The organism is Bradyrhizobium sp. MI1.7 (genome assembly GCF_055811795.1).
Map to the genome: position 1 here is coordinate 32817 of NZ_JBVVPO010000038.1, position 16379 is coordinate 49195.

At 65.0% G+C, this 16379-nt stretch carries 17 protein-coding genes; 8 read left to right on the forward strand and 9 right to left on the reverse strand.

The window, feature by feature from the left end; translation table 11 throughout:
* Positions 1-211: 211 nt before the first annotated feature.
* The 6 genes from AC0L3X_RS28875 (at position 212) to AC0L3X_RS28900 (ending at position 7130) form a co-directional block, all read left to right on the forward strand.
* Positions 212-772, forward strand: coding sequence for a F0F1 ATP synthase subunit delta (locus tag AC0L3X_RS28875; protein WP_063980421.1), 561 nt, complete (start codon positions 212-214; stop codon positions 770-772).
* Positions 772-2301 (forward strand): F0F1 ATP synthase subunit alpha, encoded by a 1530-nt coding sequence (gene atpA / locus AC0L3X_RS28880; protein WP_063980422.1) that lies wholly within the window; start codon positions 772-774, stop codon positions 2299-2301. Before AC0L3X_RS28875 ends, atpA begins: the two co-directional genes overlap by 1 nt.
* A 141-nt stretch (positions 2302-2442) precedes the next feature.
* The gene (locus tag AC0L3X_RS28885; RefSeq protein ID WP_063980423.1) at positions 2443-3318 is read left to right on the forward strand and encodes a F0F1 ATP synthase subunit gamma; all 876 of its coding nucleotides are present in this window, start codon (positions 2443-2445) and stop codon (positions 3316-3318) included.
* A 54-nt stretch (positions 3319-3372) separates the two neighbouring features.
* The gene (gene atpD, locus AC0L3X_RS28890; protein ID WP_063980424.1) at positions 3373-4815 is read left to right on the forward strand and encodes a F0F1 ATP synthase subunit beta; all 1443 of its coding nucleotides are present in this window, start codon (positions 3373-3375) and stop codon (positions 4813-4815) included.
* A 96-nt stretch (positions 4816-4911) separates the two neighbouring features.
* A complete protein-coding gene (locus AC0L3X_RS28895; RefSeq protein WP_247306819.1) occupies positions 4912-5319 on the forward strand; it encodes a F0F1 ATP synthase subunit epsilon in 408 nt (135 codons plus the stop codon).
* Positions 5320-5468: 149 nt separating this feature from the next.
* A complete protein-coding gene (locus AC0L3X_RS28900) occupies positions 5469-7130 on the forward strand; it encodes an adenylate/guanylate cyclase domain-containing protein (protein ID WP_354132397.1) in 1662 nt (553 codons plus the stop codon).
* A 136-nt stretch (positions 7131-7266) separates the two neighbouring features.
* On the opposite strand, the gene AC0L3X_RS28905 is transcribed toward AC0L3X_RS28900, so the two are convergent.
* The 9 genes from AC0L3X_RS28905 to AC0L3X_RS28945 form a co-directional block, all read right to left on the reverse strand.
* Positions 7267-7767: an RNA pyrophosphohydrolase gene (locus AC0L3X_RS28905; RefSeq protein WP_354132415.1), complete on the reverse strand. Its 501-nt coding sequence runs from the start codon at positions 7765-7767 to the stop codon at positions 7267-7269.
* 63 nt (positions 7768-7830) lie between these two features.
* Positions 7831-8334 carry an RNA pyrophosphohydrolase gene (locus AC0L3X_RS28910; RefSeq protein WP_166346733.1) on the reverse strand — a complete coding sequence of 168 codons (504 nt, stop codon included), beginning with the start codon at positions 8332-8334 and terminating at the stop codon, positions 7831-7833.
* A 72-nt stretch (positions 8335-8406) separates the two neighbouring features.
* Entirely contained in the window at positions 8407-9630 is a 1224-nt protein-coding gene (locus AC0L3X_RS28915) for a divergent polysaccharide deacetylase family protein (protein WP_063980428.1), read from the reverse strand.
* A 145-nt stretch (positions 9631-9775) separates the two neighbouring features.
* Complete coding sequence (locus tag AC0L3X_RS28920; RefSeq protein WP_014490597.1) at positions 9776-11131, reverse strand: S41 family peptidase; 1356 nt, start codon at positions 11129-11131, stop codon at positions 9776-9778.
* Positions 11128-12465 carry a murein hydrolase activator EnvC family protein gene (locus AC0L3X_RS28925; RefSeq protein ID WP_473317034.1) on the reverse strand — a complete coding sequence of 446 codons (1338 nt, stop codon included), beginning with the start codon at positions 12463-12465 and terminating at the stop codon, positions 11128-11130. The genes AC0L3X_RS28920 and AC0L3X_RS28925 overlap by 4 nt, the downstream gene beginning before the upstream one ends.
* Positions 12466-12497: 32 nt before the next feature.
* Entirely contained in the window at positions 12498-12980 is a 483-nt protein-coding gene (rlmH, locus tag AC0L3X_RS28930) for a 23S rRNA (pseudouridine(1915)-N(3))-methyltransferase RlmH (RefSeq protein ID WP_014490595.1), read from the reverse strand.
* 93 nt (positions 12981-13073) lie between these two features.
* The gene (rsfS, locus tag AC0L3X_RS28935; protein WP_014490594.1) at positions 13074-13430 is read right to left on the reverse strand and encodes a ribosome silencing factor; all 357 of its coding nucleotides are present in this window, start codon (positions 13428-13430) and stop codon (positions 13074-13076) included.
* A gap of 208 nt (positions 13431-13638) precedes the next feature.
* Positions 13639-14283, reverse strand: coding sequence for a nicotinate-nucleotide adenylyltransferase (locus tag AC0L3X_RS28940; RefSeq protein WP_063980431.1), 645 nt, complete (start codon positions 14281-14283; stop codon positions 13639-13641).
* 23 nt (positions 14284-14306) lie between these two features.
* Positions 14307-15602, reverse strand: coding sequence for a glutamate-5-semialdehyde dehydrogenase (locus AC0L3X_RS28945; RefSeq protein ID WP_063980432.1), 1296 nt, complete (start codon positions 15600-15602; stop codon positions 14307-14309).
* A gap of 194 nt (positions 15603-15796) precedes the next feature.
* On the opposite strand from AC0L3X_RS28945, the gene AC0L3X_RS28950 reads away from it, so the two are divergent.
* Positions 15797-16075 (forward strand): type II toxin-antitoxin system ParD family antitoxin, encoded by a 279-nt coding sequence (locus tag AC0L3X_RS28950; RefSeq protein ID WP_063980433.1) that lies wholly within the window; start codon positions 15797-15799, stop codon positions 16073-16075.
* The gene (locus tag AC0L3X_RS28955) at positions 16065-16361 is read left to right on the forward strand and encodes a type II toxin-antitoxin system RelE/ParE family toxin (RefSeq protein WP_063980434.1); all 297 of its coding nucleotides are present in this window, start codon (positions 16065-16067) and stop codon (positions 16359-16361) included. The genes AC0L3X_RS28950 and AC0L3X_RS28955 overlap by 11 nt, the downstream gene beginning before the upstream one ends.
* Positions 16362-16379 lie beyond the last annotated feature (18 nt).

Genomic DNA, 16379 nt, shown 5'->3' on the forward strand with positions numbered 1-16379 from the left:
ACTGGCGACAGAAGGTCGTGCCTTTAATTTGGCGTCATGTTGCACGTGCGCGCCTGCTATGTTAGCAAAGCCGCGATTTTAACGGACCCGGCACCTCCCGTGTCGGCCGAAAATCGAAGTCCCGCTTGAATTCCAAGGGCTTGGATCGCTTGGCGCCGCTTTGTGGCGACGGTTTTTCCCTTGCGAGTTTGACAGCAAAAAGAGCGCGTCTGTGGCTGCAGAAGATACGTCCGTTTCCGGTGTGTCGGGCCGTTATGCAACGGCCTTGTTTGAACTGGCCCGCGACCAGAATGTGGTCGACGAGGTCAAAGCCGATCTCGATAAATTCGAGGGCTTACTGAGCGAAAGCGCCGATCTGACGCGCCTCGTCCGCAGCCCGGTGTTTGCGGCCGATACCCAGTCCAGGGCCCTCTCGGCCGTTCTGGACAAGGCGGGCATCGCCGGCATCTCCGCCAATTTCCTGAAAGTCCTGACCGCCAACCGCCGCCTGTTCGCGGTGGCCGACGTCATTCGCGCCTATCGCGCCCTCGTCGCCAGGTTCAAGGGCGAGACGACGGCCGACGTCACCGTGGCGGAGGCGCTTTCGGACAAGAATCTCGACGCCCTCAAGGTTGCCCTGAAGTCGGTGACCGGCAAGGACGTCGCGCTCAACGTGAAGGTCGATCCCTCGATCATCGGTGGCCTCGTGGTCAAGCTTGGCAGCCGCATGATCGATAGTTCGCTTCGCACCAAACTCAATTCGATCAAGCACGCGATGAAAGAGGCAGGCTGATGGACATCCGCGCCGCGGAAATTTCCGCGATCCTCAAGGACCAGATCAAGAATTTCGGCCAGGAAGCTGAAGTCTCCGAAGTCGGACAGGTGCTGTCCGTCGGCGACGGTATTGCCCGCGTCTATGGTCTGGACAACGTCCAGGCCGGCGAAATGGTCGAGTTCGAGAACGGCACCCGCGGTATGGCGCTGAACCTCGAAACCGACAACGTCGGTATCGTTATTTTCGGCGCCGACCGCGAGATCAAGGAAGGCCAGACCGTCAAGCGCACCCGCGCCATCGTGGACGCGCCGGTCGGCAAGGGCCTGCTCGGCCGCGTCGTCGACGCGCTCGGCAACCCGATCGACGGCAAGGGCCCGATCCAGGCCGACAAGCGCATGCGCGTCGACGTCAAGGCGCCCGGCATCATTCCGCGCAAGTCGGTGAGCGAGCCGATGGCGACCGGCCTCAAGGCGATCGACGCCCTGATCCCGATCGGCCGTGGCCAGCGCGAGCTGATCATCGGCGACCGTCAGACCGGCAAGACCGCGATCGCGCTCGACACCATCCTGAACCAGAAGCCGCTCAACGCGCAGCCGGACGAGAACATCAAGCTGTATTGCGTCTACGTCGCGATCGGCCAGAAGCGTTCGACCGTCGCCCAGTTCGTGAAGGTGCTGGAAGAGCAGGGCGCGCTCGAATACTCGATCATCGTCGCCGCCACCGCTTCGGATCCGGCTCCGATGCAGTACATCGCGCCGTTCACCGGCTGCACCATGGGCGAGTACTTCCGCGATAACGGCATGCACGCCGTCATCATCTATGACGATCTGTCCAAGCAGGCCGTCGCCTACCGTCAGATGTCGCTGCTGCTGCGCCGCCCGCCGGGCCGCGAAGCCTATCCGGGCGACGTGTTCTATCTGCACTCCCGCCTGCTCGAGCGCGCGGCGAAGCTGAACAAGGACCAGGGCTCGGGCTCGCTGACGGCGCTGCCGGTCATCGAAACCCAGGCCAACGACGTGTCGGCCTACATTCCGACCAACGTCATCTCGATCACCGACGGCCAGATCTTCCTGGAAACCGACCTGTTCTTCCAGGGCATCCGTCCCGCGGTGAACGTCGGTCTGTCGGTGTCGCGCGTCGGTTCGTCCGCGCAGACCAAGGCCACCAAGAAGGTCGCCGGCAAGATCAAGGGCGAGCTCGCGCAGTACCGCGAAATGGCGGCGTTCGCGCAGTTCGGCTCCGATCTCGACGCCTCGACCCAGCGCCTGCTCAACCGCGGTTCGCGCCTGACCGAGCTGCTCAAGCAGCCGCAGTTCGCGCCGCTGAAGATGGAAGAGCAGGTCTGCGTGATCTGGGCCGGCACCAACGGCTATCTCGATCCGCTCCCGCTCAACAAGGTGCGCGCGTTCGAGGACGGTCTGCTGTCGCTGCTGCGCGGCAAGAACGCCGAGATCCTCAACGCGATCCGCGACAGCCGCGATCTCTCCGACGACACCGCCGCCAAGCTGAAGTCGGTGGTCGAAGGCTTCGCGAAGAGCTTCGCGTAAATGCCGTCATGGCCGGGCTTGTCCCGGCCATCCACGTCTAACGGCGTGTGAGGCACCGCGTGGATGCCCGGGGCGAGCCCGGGCATGACGACTGGATAGGTTTGCGATCAGGCCAAAGGGTCGGATCGTCGGGGACGAAGAATGGCGTCACTTAAAGACATGCGCGTCCGCATCGCCTCCACCAAGGCGACGCAGAAGATCACCAAGGCGATGCAGATGGTCGCGGCGTCGAGGTTGCGCCGTGCCCAGCAAGCGGCCGAGGCGGCGCGGCCCTATGCCGACAAGATGAGTGCGGTGATCTCCAACATCGCCAGCGCCGCTGCGGGTTCGCCCGGCGCGCCGGCGCTGCTGGCCGGCACCGGCAGGGACCAGGTCCACCTGCTGCTGGTCTGCACCGGCGAGCGCGGTCTGTCCGGCGCCTTCAACTCCTCGATCGTGCGCCTCGCCCGCGAGCGCGCCCAGGCGCTGATCGCGCAGGGCAAGGAAGTGAAATTCTTCTGTGTCGGCCGCAAGGGCTATGAGCAGCTCCGCCGCCTGTTCGACAAGCAGATCGTCGAGCACCTCGACCTGCGTAGCGTTCGTCAGCTCGGCTTCGTCAACGCCGAGGACATCGCCAAGAAGGTGCTGGCCCGTTTCGACAACGGTGAGTTCGACGTCTGCACGCTGTTCTACGCGCAGTTCAAGTCGGTGATCGCCCAGATCCCGACCGCGCAGCAGATCATCCCGCTGGTCGTCGAGGAAAAGGCGGCGAACGCGCCGACGACGTCCTACGATTACGAGCCGGAGGAGGACGAACTGCTGTCCGGCCTGTTGCCGCGCAATATCGCGGTGCAGATCTTCCGCGCGCTGCTGGAAAACAACGCTTCGTTCTATGGCGCGCAGATGAGCTCGATGGACAACGCCACCCGCAATGCCGGCGAAATGATCCGCAAGCAAACCCAGATCTACAACCGAACCCGTCAAGCCCAGATCACCAAGGAGCTGATCGAGATCATCTCCGGCGCCGAGGCGGTCTGACGCACGAACCAAACGACGGTCGTTCAAGTCCAGAATTTCGAAGGAGAGCTATTCATGGCTACAGCAGCTAACCAGGTCGGTCGCGTCACCCAGGTCATGGGCGCCGTCGTCGACGTGCAGTTCGAGGGCCACCTGCCCGCCATTCTCAATTCGCTGGAAACCCGGAACGGCAACATCCGCCTCGTGCTGGAAGTTGCGCAGCATCTCGGTGAGTCCACCGTCCGCACGATCGCGATGGACGTGACCGAAGGTCTGGTGCGCGGCCAGGAAGTGACCGACACCGGCCAGCCGATCGCGGTTCCGGTGGGCGACGGCACGCTCGGCCGCATCATGAACGTGATCGGCGAGCCGATCGACGAAGCCGGCCCGATCAAGTCCGAAGGTCTCCGCGCCATCCACCAGGAAGCGCCGAGCTACACCGACCAGTCGACCGAAGCTGAAATTCTCGTCACCGGCATCAAGGTCGTCGATCTTCTTGCTCCGTATGCGAAGGGCGGCAAGATCGGCCTGTTCGGCGGCGCCGGCGTCGGCAAGACCGTGCTGATTCAGGAGCTGATCAACAACGTCGCGAAGGCGCACGGTGGTTACTCGGTGTTCGCCGGCGTCGGCGAGCGTACCCGCGAAGGCAACGACCTCTATCACGAGTTCATCGAGTCCAAGGTCAACGCCGATCCGCACAATCCGGATCCGAGCGTGAAGTCGAAGTGCGCACTGGTGTTCGGCCAGATGAACGAGCCGCCGGGCGCCCGCGCCCGCGTCGGCCTCACGGGTCTCACCGTCGCCGAGCACTTCCGCGACCAGGGGCAGGACGTGCTGTTCTTCGTCGACAACATCTTCCGCTTCACCCAGGCCGGCTCGGAAGTGTCGGCGCTGCTCGGCCGTATTCCTTCGGCGGTGGGTTATCAGCCGACGCTCGCCACCGACATGGGCGCGCTCCAGGAGCGCATCACCACCACGCAGAAGGGCTCGATCACCTCGGTGCAGGCCATCTACGTTCCGGCCGACGACTTGACCGACCCGGCGCCCGCGACCTCGTTCGCGCATCTGGACGCGACCACGGTGTTGAACCGCGCGATCTCGGAAAAGGGCATCTACCCCGCGGTGGACCCGCTCGACTCGACCTCGCGCATGCTCTCGCCGCTCGTCGTCGGTCAGGAGCACTACGACACCGCGCGTCAGGTCCAGCAGGTGCTGCAGCGCTACAAGTCGCTCCAGGACATCATCGCCATTCTCGGCATGGACGAGCTTTCGGAAGAGGACAAGCTGACGGTGGCCCGCGCCCGCAAGATCGAGCGCTTCCTGTCGCAGCCGTTCCACGTCGCCGAAATCTTCACCGGCTCGCCCGGCAAGTTCGTCGACCTCGCGGACACCATCAAGGGCTTCCGCGGCCTCTGCGAAGGCAAGTATGACCACCTGCCGGAAGCCGCCTTCTACATGGTCGGCACCATCGAAGAGGCAGTCGAGAAGGGCAAGAAGCTGGCGGCGGAAGCCGCCTAAGCTGGCGAATAGCGAATAGGGAGTGGCGAGTAGAATCTATTCGCCATTCGCTGCTCGCCACTCGCGCGTTCGCTACTCACCATTCGCAGGTTTCCAATGGCCACCATCCACTTCGATCTCGTCTCGCCGGAAAAGCTCGCATTCTCGGGTCAGGTCGATCAGGTCGATATCCCCGGCGTCGAGGGTGACTTCGGCGTGCTGGCGGGACATGCGCCGGTCGTGGCTGCGATCCGGCCCGGCATCCTCACCGTGACCACGGGCGGCAGGCACGTGAAGATCATCGTGCTCGGCGGTATCGCCGAAGTCTCCGAGAAGGGCCTCACCGTGCTCGCCGACGTCGCGACGTCGCTCGACGAACTCGACCGTGCCCAGTTCGCCGCGACCATCTCCGAGATGGAAGACGGCCTGAAGGAGCACGAAGGCGGCGAGCTCGATCAGGCCATCGAGCGGCTCGACCACTTCAAGAGCATCCAGCAGCAGCTCAGTAGCACGGCTATGCACTAAGCCCCGGTGCACTGCTCCGGGGCTCAAGCTAAAAATTCCTGAACAGGTTCAGCGCTCGTCACGGAAGTGGCGGGCGCTGAAACTTTGTTGCACCGCGCCGCCGATAGCGGCATTCTGCGCCCGCGAATTTGTTTCGGGGCTGGCAGCAGATGAAACGCAAGATCGCAGCGATTTTCGCAGCCGATATTGCCGGTTACTCAAGACTGGTCGCGGAAGACGAAGAGGAGACGCTGCGGCGTCTCGCCTCCTACCGCGAGGTCATCGACGACTTCATCGCGAAAGCCAACGGACGCATCTTCAACACGGCGGGCGACGCCGTGCTCGCGGAATTTCCGAGCGCGGTCGATGCGGTGCGCTGCGCGATCGACATCCAGGAATCCCTGCGAACCCGCAACATGGCCTATCCGCCGAGCCGGCAGATGTCGTTCCGCATCGGCATCACCATCGGCGACGTGGTCGAGCGCAACGGCGATCTGCTCGGTGACGGCGTCAATATCGCCGCCCGGCTTGAAGGCCTCGCCGAGGTCGGCGGCATCTGCGTCTCCCGCGCCGTGCACGAGCAGGTCGCCAACAAGCTGTCGGTGCAGTTCGCCGACATCGGCGCGCAGGAGGTCAAGAACATCCCGACGCCGGTGCACGCCTACATGGTGGCGATGCGGCGCGAGGACGGCACCTACGCCACGCCGAAACTGAAGAAGCCCGCCTCCAAGCTGGCCGCGGCACCGGTGTGGATGTGGCCGCTGGTGGTCGCCGTCGTCTCGGTCGTCGCCATCCTTGTCACCGGCTTCCTCTACAACACCAAGCTCAAGCAGACGGTCACCGCCGCAGTCGCGCCAGCCGCGACGCCGAGCGCAGCGCCAGCGGCAGATGCCGTGGCGCCGAGCCCGATGCCGACCCAGATGGCAAAAACGCCGATGGCTCCGATGAGCCCAGCCGGCGCTGCGATGGCGCCGATGCCCGCGCCCTCACCATCCGCCGCGCCGCTATCGGGCAAGCTGGCCGCCGATAGCGTGCCCTTCATCAACGAGCGCATCCGCAACTACCTGGCCGGCGACTATTCCGGCTCCGGCGACTACAAGGCCTTCGCGCTCAATATCGGCGGCTTCACAGGCGCGGCGTTGAACCAGCCGACCGAGGAAGCCGCGCGCAACATGGCGCTCGAGCAGTGCCAGAAGCGCGCCGATGCCGCGCAATCGCCGCGGCGCTGCGAGCTCTATGCGGTCGGCAACGACGTCGTCTACACGCACGGCAAGCCGCCGATGCCGCCGCAGCCCTGGGTGCGCCACGACGCCATGACCGAGCGGGCCTTCGCGCCGAAGGATTTTCCGATGGTGCGGGATCCGGCAAAAGTCCGGCTCGAGAACATGTTCGTGCCGGCGGCGAAATCCCGCGCGATCGCGCTCGGCCCGGGCGGTCAATATTTCATGGTGCTGGGCGCGTCATCCGTCGACGATTCGGCGCGGCGTTCGCTGGAATCGTGCGGCGCCATCGCCGGCATGGCTTGTCTGATCGTCGCGGTCGATGACAATTTCGTCGTGCCGATCCCGACCCTGCTCAGGATCACGGGCTTCTTCCATGCCGCTTCCAACGCCTCGATCGCCGCCGACGCGCGGGCCGAGGTCGTACGCAAGCTCGCCGATGGCATGGGCTGGAACGCGGTCGCGGTCGGAACCGCGGGCCGGCCGGGCCTCGGCCTGAAGGCGGCGGACGAGCAGACCGCCGTCAACTCCGCGCTCGCCGACTGCGCCAAGCGCGACAGCGATTGCCACGTCATCGCGATCGGCCCGTTCACGGTCGGACCGACGAATTAGAGCTTGCTGGACATAGGCCGCCACGACGATTGCGCCGTGCGGCCGATTCTCTCCGACGCTTCAAAAACTTCGCCACAACCACCGCGCATCGCACCGGCAATCGCCGGCTACTGTGCATGGGGTTGTTTTCGCAGTTTTAGTTTGCGAAGGGCGCAAACTGCTGAGCGACCGCGCGGTAGACCTCGCGGCGGAACGGCACCACGAACTCGGTGACGCGGTCGAGCCGCTCCCAACGCCAGGCGTCGAACTCCGCAGGCTGTTCGTTGCGCGGCGTCAGCGGATCGATCTCGTCGTCGCGACCGGTGAAGCGCAGCGCGAACCATTTCTGGCGCTGCCCGCGGAACTTCGCCAGCCGGTGCGTCTGCGGCCCGTCGTAGGGAGGGAACTCGTAAGTCAGCCAGTCTGTCTCGCCGAGATAGTCCGCACTCTTGACGCTGGTCTCTTCCCAAAGCTCGCGCAGCGCCGCATCGCGCAGGTTCTCGCCCTCATCGACACCGCCTTGCGGCATCTGCCAGTCGAGGCCCGGCAGGATGATCTCGGGGCCGTCGCCCTTGAAGCGGTGGCCGATCAGCACGCGGCCGTTCGCATTGAAGAGGGCGATCCCCACATTGGGACGGTAGGGTTTTTGATTGGTCACGCGCACGTCTTTCATCGTCATTCCGGCGATGCATTAGCACCGAACCCGGGATGACGATTTGATTTATTCATCCGCCAGCGCGGAAAATTCCTTCACGACGCGCTCATAGACCGGGCGCTTGAACGGGATGATCAGCCCGGTCAGGTTCTTCATCGGCTCCCAGCGCCAGCTCACGAACTCGGCCTTGTGGCCGCCGCCGGGTTTTTCGACGTTGATCTCGCTGTCCTTGCCGGTGAACCGGACCGCGAACCATTTCTGGCGCTGGCCGCGATAGCGGCCCTTCCAGGCGCGTCCCGCAACCGTGCGCGGGATGTCGTAGACGAGCCAGTCCGGGACTTCGCCGAGCCGCTCGACCGAGCGCACGCTGGTCTCCTCGTAGAGCTCGCGCTTGGCGGCCTCCCAGGTATCCTCACCGGGATCGACGCCGCCCTGCGGCATCTGCCAGACATGGGCGTCGTCGACATGCTCGATGCCGCCGGCGCGTCGGCCGATGAACACCAGACCCTTCTTGTTGATCAGCATCACACCGACGCAAGTACGGTAGGGCAGATCCTCGTAGCGTGCCATTCCGCCAGACCTCTCGCGTGCTTTTGGTGGGTATGCCGGTCCCGAGGGTCCGTACCGTACCAATCCGTTGATTTAGCTAGATTTTGATTTCAGCATCGCGGTTGTCAACGGCACCAAAAGGATACCACGGTCGCTCAATGTCTTGGTCCAGCTGCCGATGCGCTCGATCGAGACCGGCAGGGCGGAGGCGGTGCCGATTGCAACGCCGCGCTCGCGCGCCATCGATTCGAGCTTGTTCAGGGCGCGGTCGATCTCCGCCGGGGTCGGCACCACGTCGATCGCGATATCGCCCTTGCCGAACGGCATCGCCTGGCTGCCCGCGGCCTGGGGCGCGATGCTGCGCGGCGAGGAGCCGTCGTCGAAGAAGCCGAGGCCGCGCTTGGCCGCCTCGCGGATGATCGGCTGCATCGCGGCGTCGGTCGCCACGAAACGGGCGCCCATGAAATTGGTGAGGCCGGCATAGCCCTGCATCCGGCTCAGGTGCCAGTACAGGCGGTCCATGTTCTGGTCGGTGGTGAGCGAGGTCAGCAGCGTCTGCGGGCCCGGGTCGTTGTCCGGGAAGTCGTAGGGCTCCATCGGGATCTGGAGGAAGATCTCGTGCCGCTGGGCGCGGGCCCGCTCGGCGAGCTTGCCGGGATCGGCGCCATAGGGCGTGAAGGCCAGCGTCACCGCCGGCGGCAGCCGCATGATCGCGTCGGTGGTCTTGGCCGCGCCGACGCCAAGGCCGCCGATCAGGATCGCGACCACAGGCATCTTTGCCGCCTTGGCGCGGTCGGCATCCGCCGCGTAGACGTTGAACGGCTTCGCGCCCTCGGCCGTCACGGGGATCATGCCGTAGCGCGATTTTTCCAGCAGTTTTGGGTCGATCCCGGCCATGACGGGCGGAGGGGCGGAGGCGGCTGCCGCGTCCCCCTTGTCGGCGGCATCGCCGCCACCGATCACCACGTCGTGGCGCGTGCCGGTGGAACCGTCGATCATGGTGACGGTCTTCTGCTCGCCCGCCTGCTTCGGCGCCTCCTTGGCCTCGTGCTTGCTCTCTGGCTTGCTCTCCTGGCCAAGGCTCGCGGCGGCCGGCTTCTCGTCGGTGGCCCTGGGCTCGCGGATCGCAATCCGCGTCATCGGCTCACCGCCGAGCGGATCCTTGTTGAAGATGGCGAAGCCGGCGAAGGCGACCAGGAACAGGCCGAGCATGACCGTGAGGGCCTGCATGGCTGTGAACGGCAGCCGCAGCCGCCGTTTCCGGCGCGGCTTGTCCTGTCCGAGCGGGGCGCTCAGATCATCGGCCGTTTCAGTCATGCGAGATCCCGAATCACTCCCGCCGACGATACCACGCCGAGGTCAAGCGGCGTCAGGCCGGGATAGGCCGGGGGTAGCAGGAGCCCCAAGCAAAAAGGACGGCTCCAGGAGCCGCCCTTTTCGAGAGATGAGGTGACGCGCCGACTTAGTTCGCCGCTTTGGGCTTGTCGGTCGTGGCCTTGTTGTCGCCCGGCGTCGGCGCCGCGGAGGCGCTGTTCTTGATGCCGTGGAGCAGGTCGTCCGCGAGCTTGAGCGCCTTGTCGTCCTTGGCGTCCGGCGGGACGTAGGACTGCGAGCCGGTCTTCTCGTCGCCGTCGTTCTTGAGATGGCCGCGCAGCGAAGCCTCGCCCTTGGTGTCGGTGCGCGACTTCAGCTCGTCCGGCACATCCTGGAGCACTTCGATGTCGGGCACGATGCCCTTCGCCTGGATCGACTTGCCCGACGGCGTGTAGTAGCGCGCCGTGGTCAGGCGCAGCGCGCCGTTGCCCGAGCCGAGCGGAATGATGGTCTGCACCGAGCCCTTGCCGAACGAGCGCGTGCCGACGATGGTCGCGCGCTTGTGGTCCTGCAGCGCGCCGGCGACGATTTCCGATGCCGAAGCCGAACCGCCGTTGACCAGCACGATAACAGGCTTGCCCTTGGTGAGGTCGCCCGCATGCGCGGTGCGGCGCTGGGTCTCCTCGGCATTGCGGCCACGGGTCGAGACGATCTCGCCCTTCTCCAGGAACGAGTCGGAGACGGTGACCGCTTCCTCGAGCAGGCCGCCCGGGTTGTTGCGGAGATCGATGATGTAGCCCTTGAGCTTGTCGCCGATCTGATTCGAGAGGTTGGCGACCTCGCGCTTCAGGCCTTCGGTGGTCTGCTCGTTGAAGGTGGTGATGCGGATATAGGCGATGTCGTCGGCCTCGATGCGCGCGCGCACCGAGCGGACGCGAATGTTGTCGCGCACCAGGGTGACGTCGATCGGATTGTCCTGGCCCTTGCGGATGATCTTGAGCTTGATCTTGGTGTTGACCGGACCGCGCATCTTCTCGACCGCCTGGTTCAGGGTCAGGCCCTGCACGGCTTCGTCGTCGAGATTGGTGATGATGTCGTTGGCCATGACGCCGGCGCGCGAAGCGGGGGTGTCGTCGATCGGCGAGACCACCTTGATCAGGCCGTCCTCCATCGTGACTTCGATGCCGAGGCCGCCGAACTCACCGCGGGTCTGCACCTGCATGTCGCGGAAGCTCTTGGCGTCCATGTAGCTCGAATGCGGATCGAGGCCGGTGAGCATGCCGCTGATGGCGGATTCGATCAGCTTCGTGTCATCGGGCTTCTCGACATAGTCCGAGCGCACGCGCTCGAACACATCGCCGAACAGATTGAGCTGGCGATAAGTGTCTGCAGTTGCGGCTCGCGCGCTGGAGCCCATGAAGACCGCGCGCGGCTGGGTCACGAACAGCGTCAGCGCAGCACCGGTGGCCGCGCTGAGGAGGATAACTGAAGTCTTGCGCATCATCCGCGAACCTTCTCGCCTTCATTTGCGGCCCACCATGGGCCTGGATCGATTGGAGTGCCGTCCTTACGGAACTCGACATACAGCACAGGTTGACTCGCGTTCGTGGCGAGAATGGAGGCGACTTGTGAGGTCGATCCCATGGTCGCGACCGGCTCCCCCGTGAGCACAAACTGACCGATGTTAACCGAAATGCGCTCCATCCCGGCGATCAGGACATGATACCCGCCCCCGGCGTTGAGGATCAAGAGTTGTCCATAGCTGCGGAACGGGCCGGAATAGACAACCCAGCCATCACACGGCGTCGTGACCTGGGAGCCGGGCCTGGTTGCCAGCGAAATGCCCTTCTGGACACCGCCGACCCCGTCGGAACCGCCAAAATCCCTGATCTTGTTACCGTTAACCGGGAGAGGCAGGAGCCCCTTGGCCGCCGCGAAGGCGATCGCCGGGGTGGTCCGGGACCGGTCCTTGAAAGTGCCCGGACCGGGCTTGGCGCTGGCGGCCGCCTTGGCCTCGGCCTGCTTGGCGGCCTCAGCCGCCTTCTCGGCGGCCTTGGCGGCGCTCTGCAGATCCTGCTCCATCTTGGTGATCAGCCCCTGGAGATCGCCGACCTGCCTGGAGAGCGCGATGGCGCGCGAGTTCTCGGCGTCTAGGTCTTTTTCGCGCCACGCCTGCTGACGCTGCCGCTCGTCGACCAGGGCGGTCAGCCGGGTCTGGTCGTTGCGGACCTTGTCGCGGTCGGTGGCAAGCTGGTCGCGTTCGGCGGCGATGTTCTTGCGCAAGGCCACGAGCTCGCCGAGGTCGCCGGCGAGCTTCTCGGCGCGGCCGCGCAATTCCGGCACCACGGCGCCGAGCAGCATGGCGGTGCGCAGTGATTGCAGCGCATCTTCTGGCCGCACCAACAGCGCCGGCGGCGTGCGCCGGCCGGCGCGCTGCAGGGCCGCCAGCACCTCGACGATGTCGGCGCGGCGCGACTCCAGCGAGGTGCGCATCTGCTGCTCGCGGCCGTTGAGCGAGCGCAGCCGCGCTTCGGCTTCGTCGATCTTGGTCTCGACGGCCCGCACATTGGCTGCGGTATCGATCAGCTGCTGATTGAGCTGGGTGCGGTCCTGGCCGAGCGAGGTGATTTCGGCCTTGAGCTTGGCCTGCGCTTCCTCGGCGCTCTTCTGCCTCGCGCGGGCGGCCTCGAGCTCCTGCTCGCGCTGCTTGATCGCATCGGGCGAGGCGGCCGCCGTCTGTGGCGCGGGCGCAATTATCGGACCTTGCGTCTGAGCTTGCGCGAGGCTTGCGCCCGTGACGCCGGCGATCAGCAGCAGGTTGAGGATCGGCGCTCGCATCGCTTTACGCAAAGGTGCTCGTTGTGCGCGCATCACGCGCGGTGATAGGGGTGGCCGGCCAGAATGGTGGCGGCCCGATAAAGCTGTTCCAGAAGCATGACGCGGACCATTTGGTGCGGCCAGGTCGCAGAGCCGAACGCGATCGCGAGCTTGGCCTTACGGCGCAATTCGGGCGAAAGTCCGTCCGCCCCTCCGATCACGAAGATAGTATGTCCGGCACCCTCGTCGCGCCAGCGACCGAGGTGCCGTGCGAATACGGTGGAGTCGAGATTCTGGCCGCGCTCGTCCAGCGCCACCAGGATCGATTTTTCCGGGATGTGCGCACCAATCGCCGCGGCCTCTTCGGCCATCCGTGTCGCGGTGTCGCGCGCGCGGCTTTCGGGGATTTCGTGGATGGTGAGCTCGCGGAATCCGAGCTTGCGGCCGGCTTCGTCGAACCGCTCGAAATAGCGGTCGGCAAGCTCCCGTTCGGGGCCCTGCTTCAGCCGGCCCACCGCAATGACAGCAACGCGCATGATATCTTCAGGTCGTGTTTCGAGACCGCGCGCAATATGCGCGCGCACGACGCTAGCATGCGCGTCAGCCGATTCGAAATCGGCTCGATGAGCCTAGATCGCCTTCGCCGCCCCTGGGCCCTGCGTGTACAATCTCTCGAGATTGTAGAACTCACGGACCTCGGGTCTGAACACGTGCACGATCACATCGCCGGAATCGATCAGCACCCAGTCGCAATTGGGCAAGCCCTCGACGTGGATGTTCCTGATGCCGTTTTCCTTGAGGCCCTTGGCGACGTTGTCCGCGATCGCGCCGACGTGCCGGTTCACCCGGCCGGTGGTGACGATCATGTAGTCGGAGTACGCCGATTTGCCGCGAAGGTCGATGGTGACCGTCTCTTCCGCCTTCATGTCGTCGAGGCGGGAGAGGATCAGGCTCAGCGTCTTGTCGGCGTCGGGTTGCGCCTTCAAGGCCGCAGCTTTGGTCGATGTTTTACGCGCCGGTTTCGCTACCTTGGGTAAAACAGACTTGGACAATACAGATGTGGTCAGGGACCATTCCTTTCACTGTATCGCGAACGCCGAATCCGACGCTCACTGGTTACACTACATCATGTGGGGTTAAGGGTTTCAATATGCCAGAGAGTCTGAAATCCCCACAACGTCCACACACTCCGTCTCACTTCGGACCTTTCCAGCTCCCGTCCGGGTTCCGCAAGCCGGTCGAGGACAGGTTCAGTTTCAACCCCGTCAGAAAGACCCAGGCCGGCGCTGGCCGATCCGGAAGCAATGCCGCGTCCGTCTCGGGCACGCGGTAGCGTGCAAGGGCCTGGGCAGCGGGCGAGGCGAGGGCGCGAAAACTCTGCGGCGGGCGATCGATGACCGCAATCGGCACCTGGTCGGCGATGCGCCGCCAGTGCTGCCAACGATGGAATTGAGCGAGATTGTCGGCGCCCATGATCCAGACAAAGCGCAGGCCGCTGAGGCGGCGGCGCAAGGTGTTGATCGTGTCGATAGTATAGCGGGTACGAATGACGGATTCGAGACAGGTCACCTCGATCCTGGGATCGTCGGCGACGTCGCGCGCGGCTTGCATGCGCGCGCCGAGCTCATGCAGCGTGCCGTTCTCCTTCAGCGGATTGCCCGGCGTCACCAGCCACCACACGCGGTCGAGTCGGAGGCGTTTCAGCGCGAACTGGCTGATGGCGCGATGGGCCTCGTGCGGTGGATTGAACGAGCCGCCGAGCAGGCCGACGCGCATGCCTTCGGTGTAGGGCGGAATGGCCTGCGCGAAGAAACGTGGCGCGACGAAATTGTTACTCAATGCCCCACGCCTCGCGACATGACTTACGGCCGCGTCTGACCTGTGCCGTGGACGCGATATTTGAAGCTCGTGAGCTGCTCGGCGCCGACAGGACCACGGGCGTGGAATCGGCCAGTGGCGATGCCGATCTCGGCGCCGAAACCGAACTCGCCGCCGTCGGCGAATTGCGTCGAGGCATTGTGCAGCACGATCGCGGAATCGACCTCGCTCAGGAATTTCTTCGCAGCAGCCTCATCCGCGCTCACGATCGCATCGGTGTGGTGCGAGCCGTGGTTCTGGATATGCGCGATTGCGCCGTCGACACCGTCCACCACCTTCGCCGCGATGATCGCGTCGAGATATTCGGTGTCCCAATCGTCTTCGCTGGCAGCCTTGACGCGCGCATCGGTCTTCTGCACGGCGTCGTCGCCGCGCACTTCGCAGCCGGCCTCGATCAGCATCTCGACCAGCGGCCTCAGGTTCTTGGCGGCCGCGGCGCGATCGACCAGCAGCGTCTCGGCCGCGCCGCAGACGCCGGTGCGGCGCATCTTGGCGTTGAGCACGATCGACTTCGCCATGGCGAGGTCGGCGCTGGCATCGATATAGACGTGGTTGACGCCTTCGAGATGCGCGAACACGGGCACGCGGGCCTCCTGCTCGACGCGCGCGACGAGGCTCTTGCCTCCGCGCGGAACGATCACGTCGATGGCGCCGTTCAACCCCGACAGCATCATGCCGACCGCCGCGCGGTCGCGCGTCGGCACCAGCGTGATCGCAGCTTCGGGGAGCCCGGCGTCACGCAGGCCCTGGACGAGACATTCATGGATCGCGCGGCACGAACGAAAACTGTCGGAGCCGCCGCGCAGGATCACGGCATTGCCGGATTTCAGGCACAGCACGCCGGCATCCGCCGCAACGTTCGGCCGGCTCTCGAAGATCACGCCGACGACGCCGAGCGGAACGCGCACGCGCTCGATGGTCATGCCGTTCGGCCGCTGCCAGCTCTCGGTGACGATGCCGATCGGATCGGCGATGCCGCGCACGATACCGATGCCCTCGGCCATCGACTCGACGCGCGCAGGTGTCAGCGTCAGGCGGTCGATGAATGAGGCGATCATGGTGCCCGAGGCCCGGGCCTCCGCGACGTCCTCGGCATTGGCGGCAAGGATCGCGGCAGAGTTCGCGCGGATCGCCCGCTCCATGGCCCCGAGCGCCCTGTTCTTCTGCTCCGGCGGCGCCAGCGCCAGCACGCGCGCGGCAGCGCGGGCACGGGCGGCGAGATCGGACATCAGCGCCTGGAGATCGGCATTGCCGTCGACGGCTTTGAGGGGGGCGGCCATGGAGAGTTCAACCTTCTGCTAAGGCAGTGTCCTAGCACGGAAATCCCGCGTCTGCGAAGGGTCGGGAGGGTATGGCTGGGGCCCGGTTCGCGCCGCCCGGTCGGCCAATGGCCTGGTTGCCCCCGAGGCCGGACGGATCCTTGCGAGGCGCTCAAATATCAATAAATATCATTACTTGATAACGGAGCCGTTCCATGGCGAGCAGCTACAGCATTGGAAAGCATTTCGAGGACCTGATCGACGATCTGGTCGAGAGCGGCCGCTATGCCACCGCGAGCGAGGTCATGCGCGAAGGCCTTCGCCTAGTCGAGGAGCGTGAAGAGCGGCGCAGGGTCAAGCTGGAGGCGCTGCGGGAGGAAATCCAGAAGGGGTTTGACAGCGGACCAATGGAAGAGGTCGATGTCCAGGAATGGATGAACGACATCAAGGCGCGGGGACGGCAGCGACTGGCCGCGCGCAAACGTGGCGAATAGATTCCGCAAGGCCCCACAAGCCGACCAAGATCTAGATTCGATCTGGGATTTCATCGCGTCGGACAGCGTTCGGGCGGCCGACAAGCAGATCGCGCGCATCGGCGAGATTTTCGAGATGCTCGTGGAAAATCCCTTGGCTGGCCGCGAACGGCGAGAATTGCGCGACAGCCTGCGCAGCTTCCCCGTTGGCAATTACGTGATCTTCTATGTCCCGCTGCCCGATGGAGTCGAGATCGTCCGCGTGATGCACGGCCGCCAGGATATCGGCTCTGACGACATGCAATAGTTGGCGGACTTGCTCGTC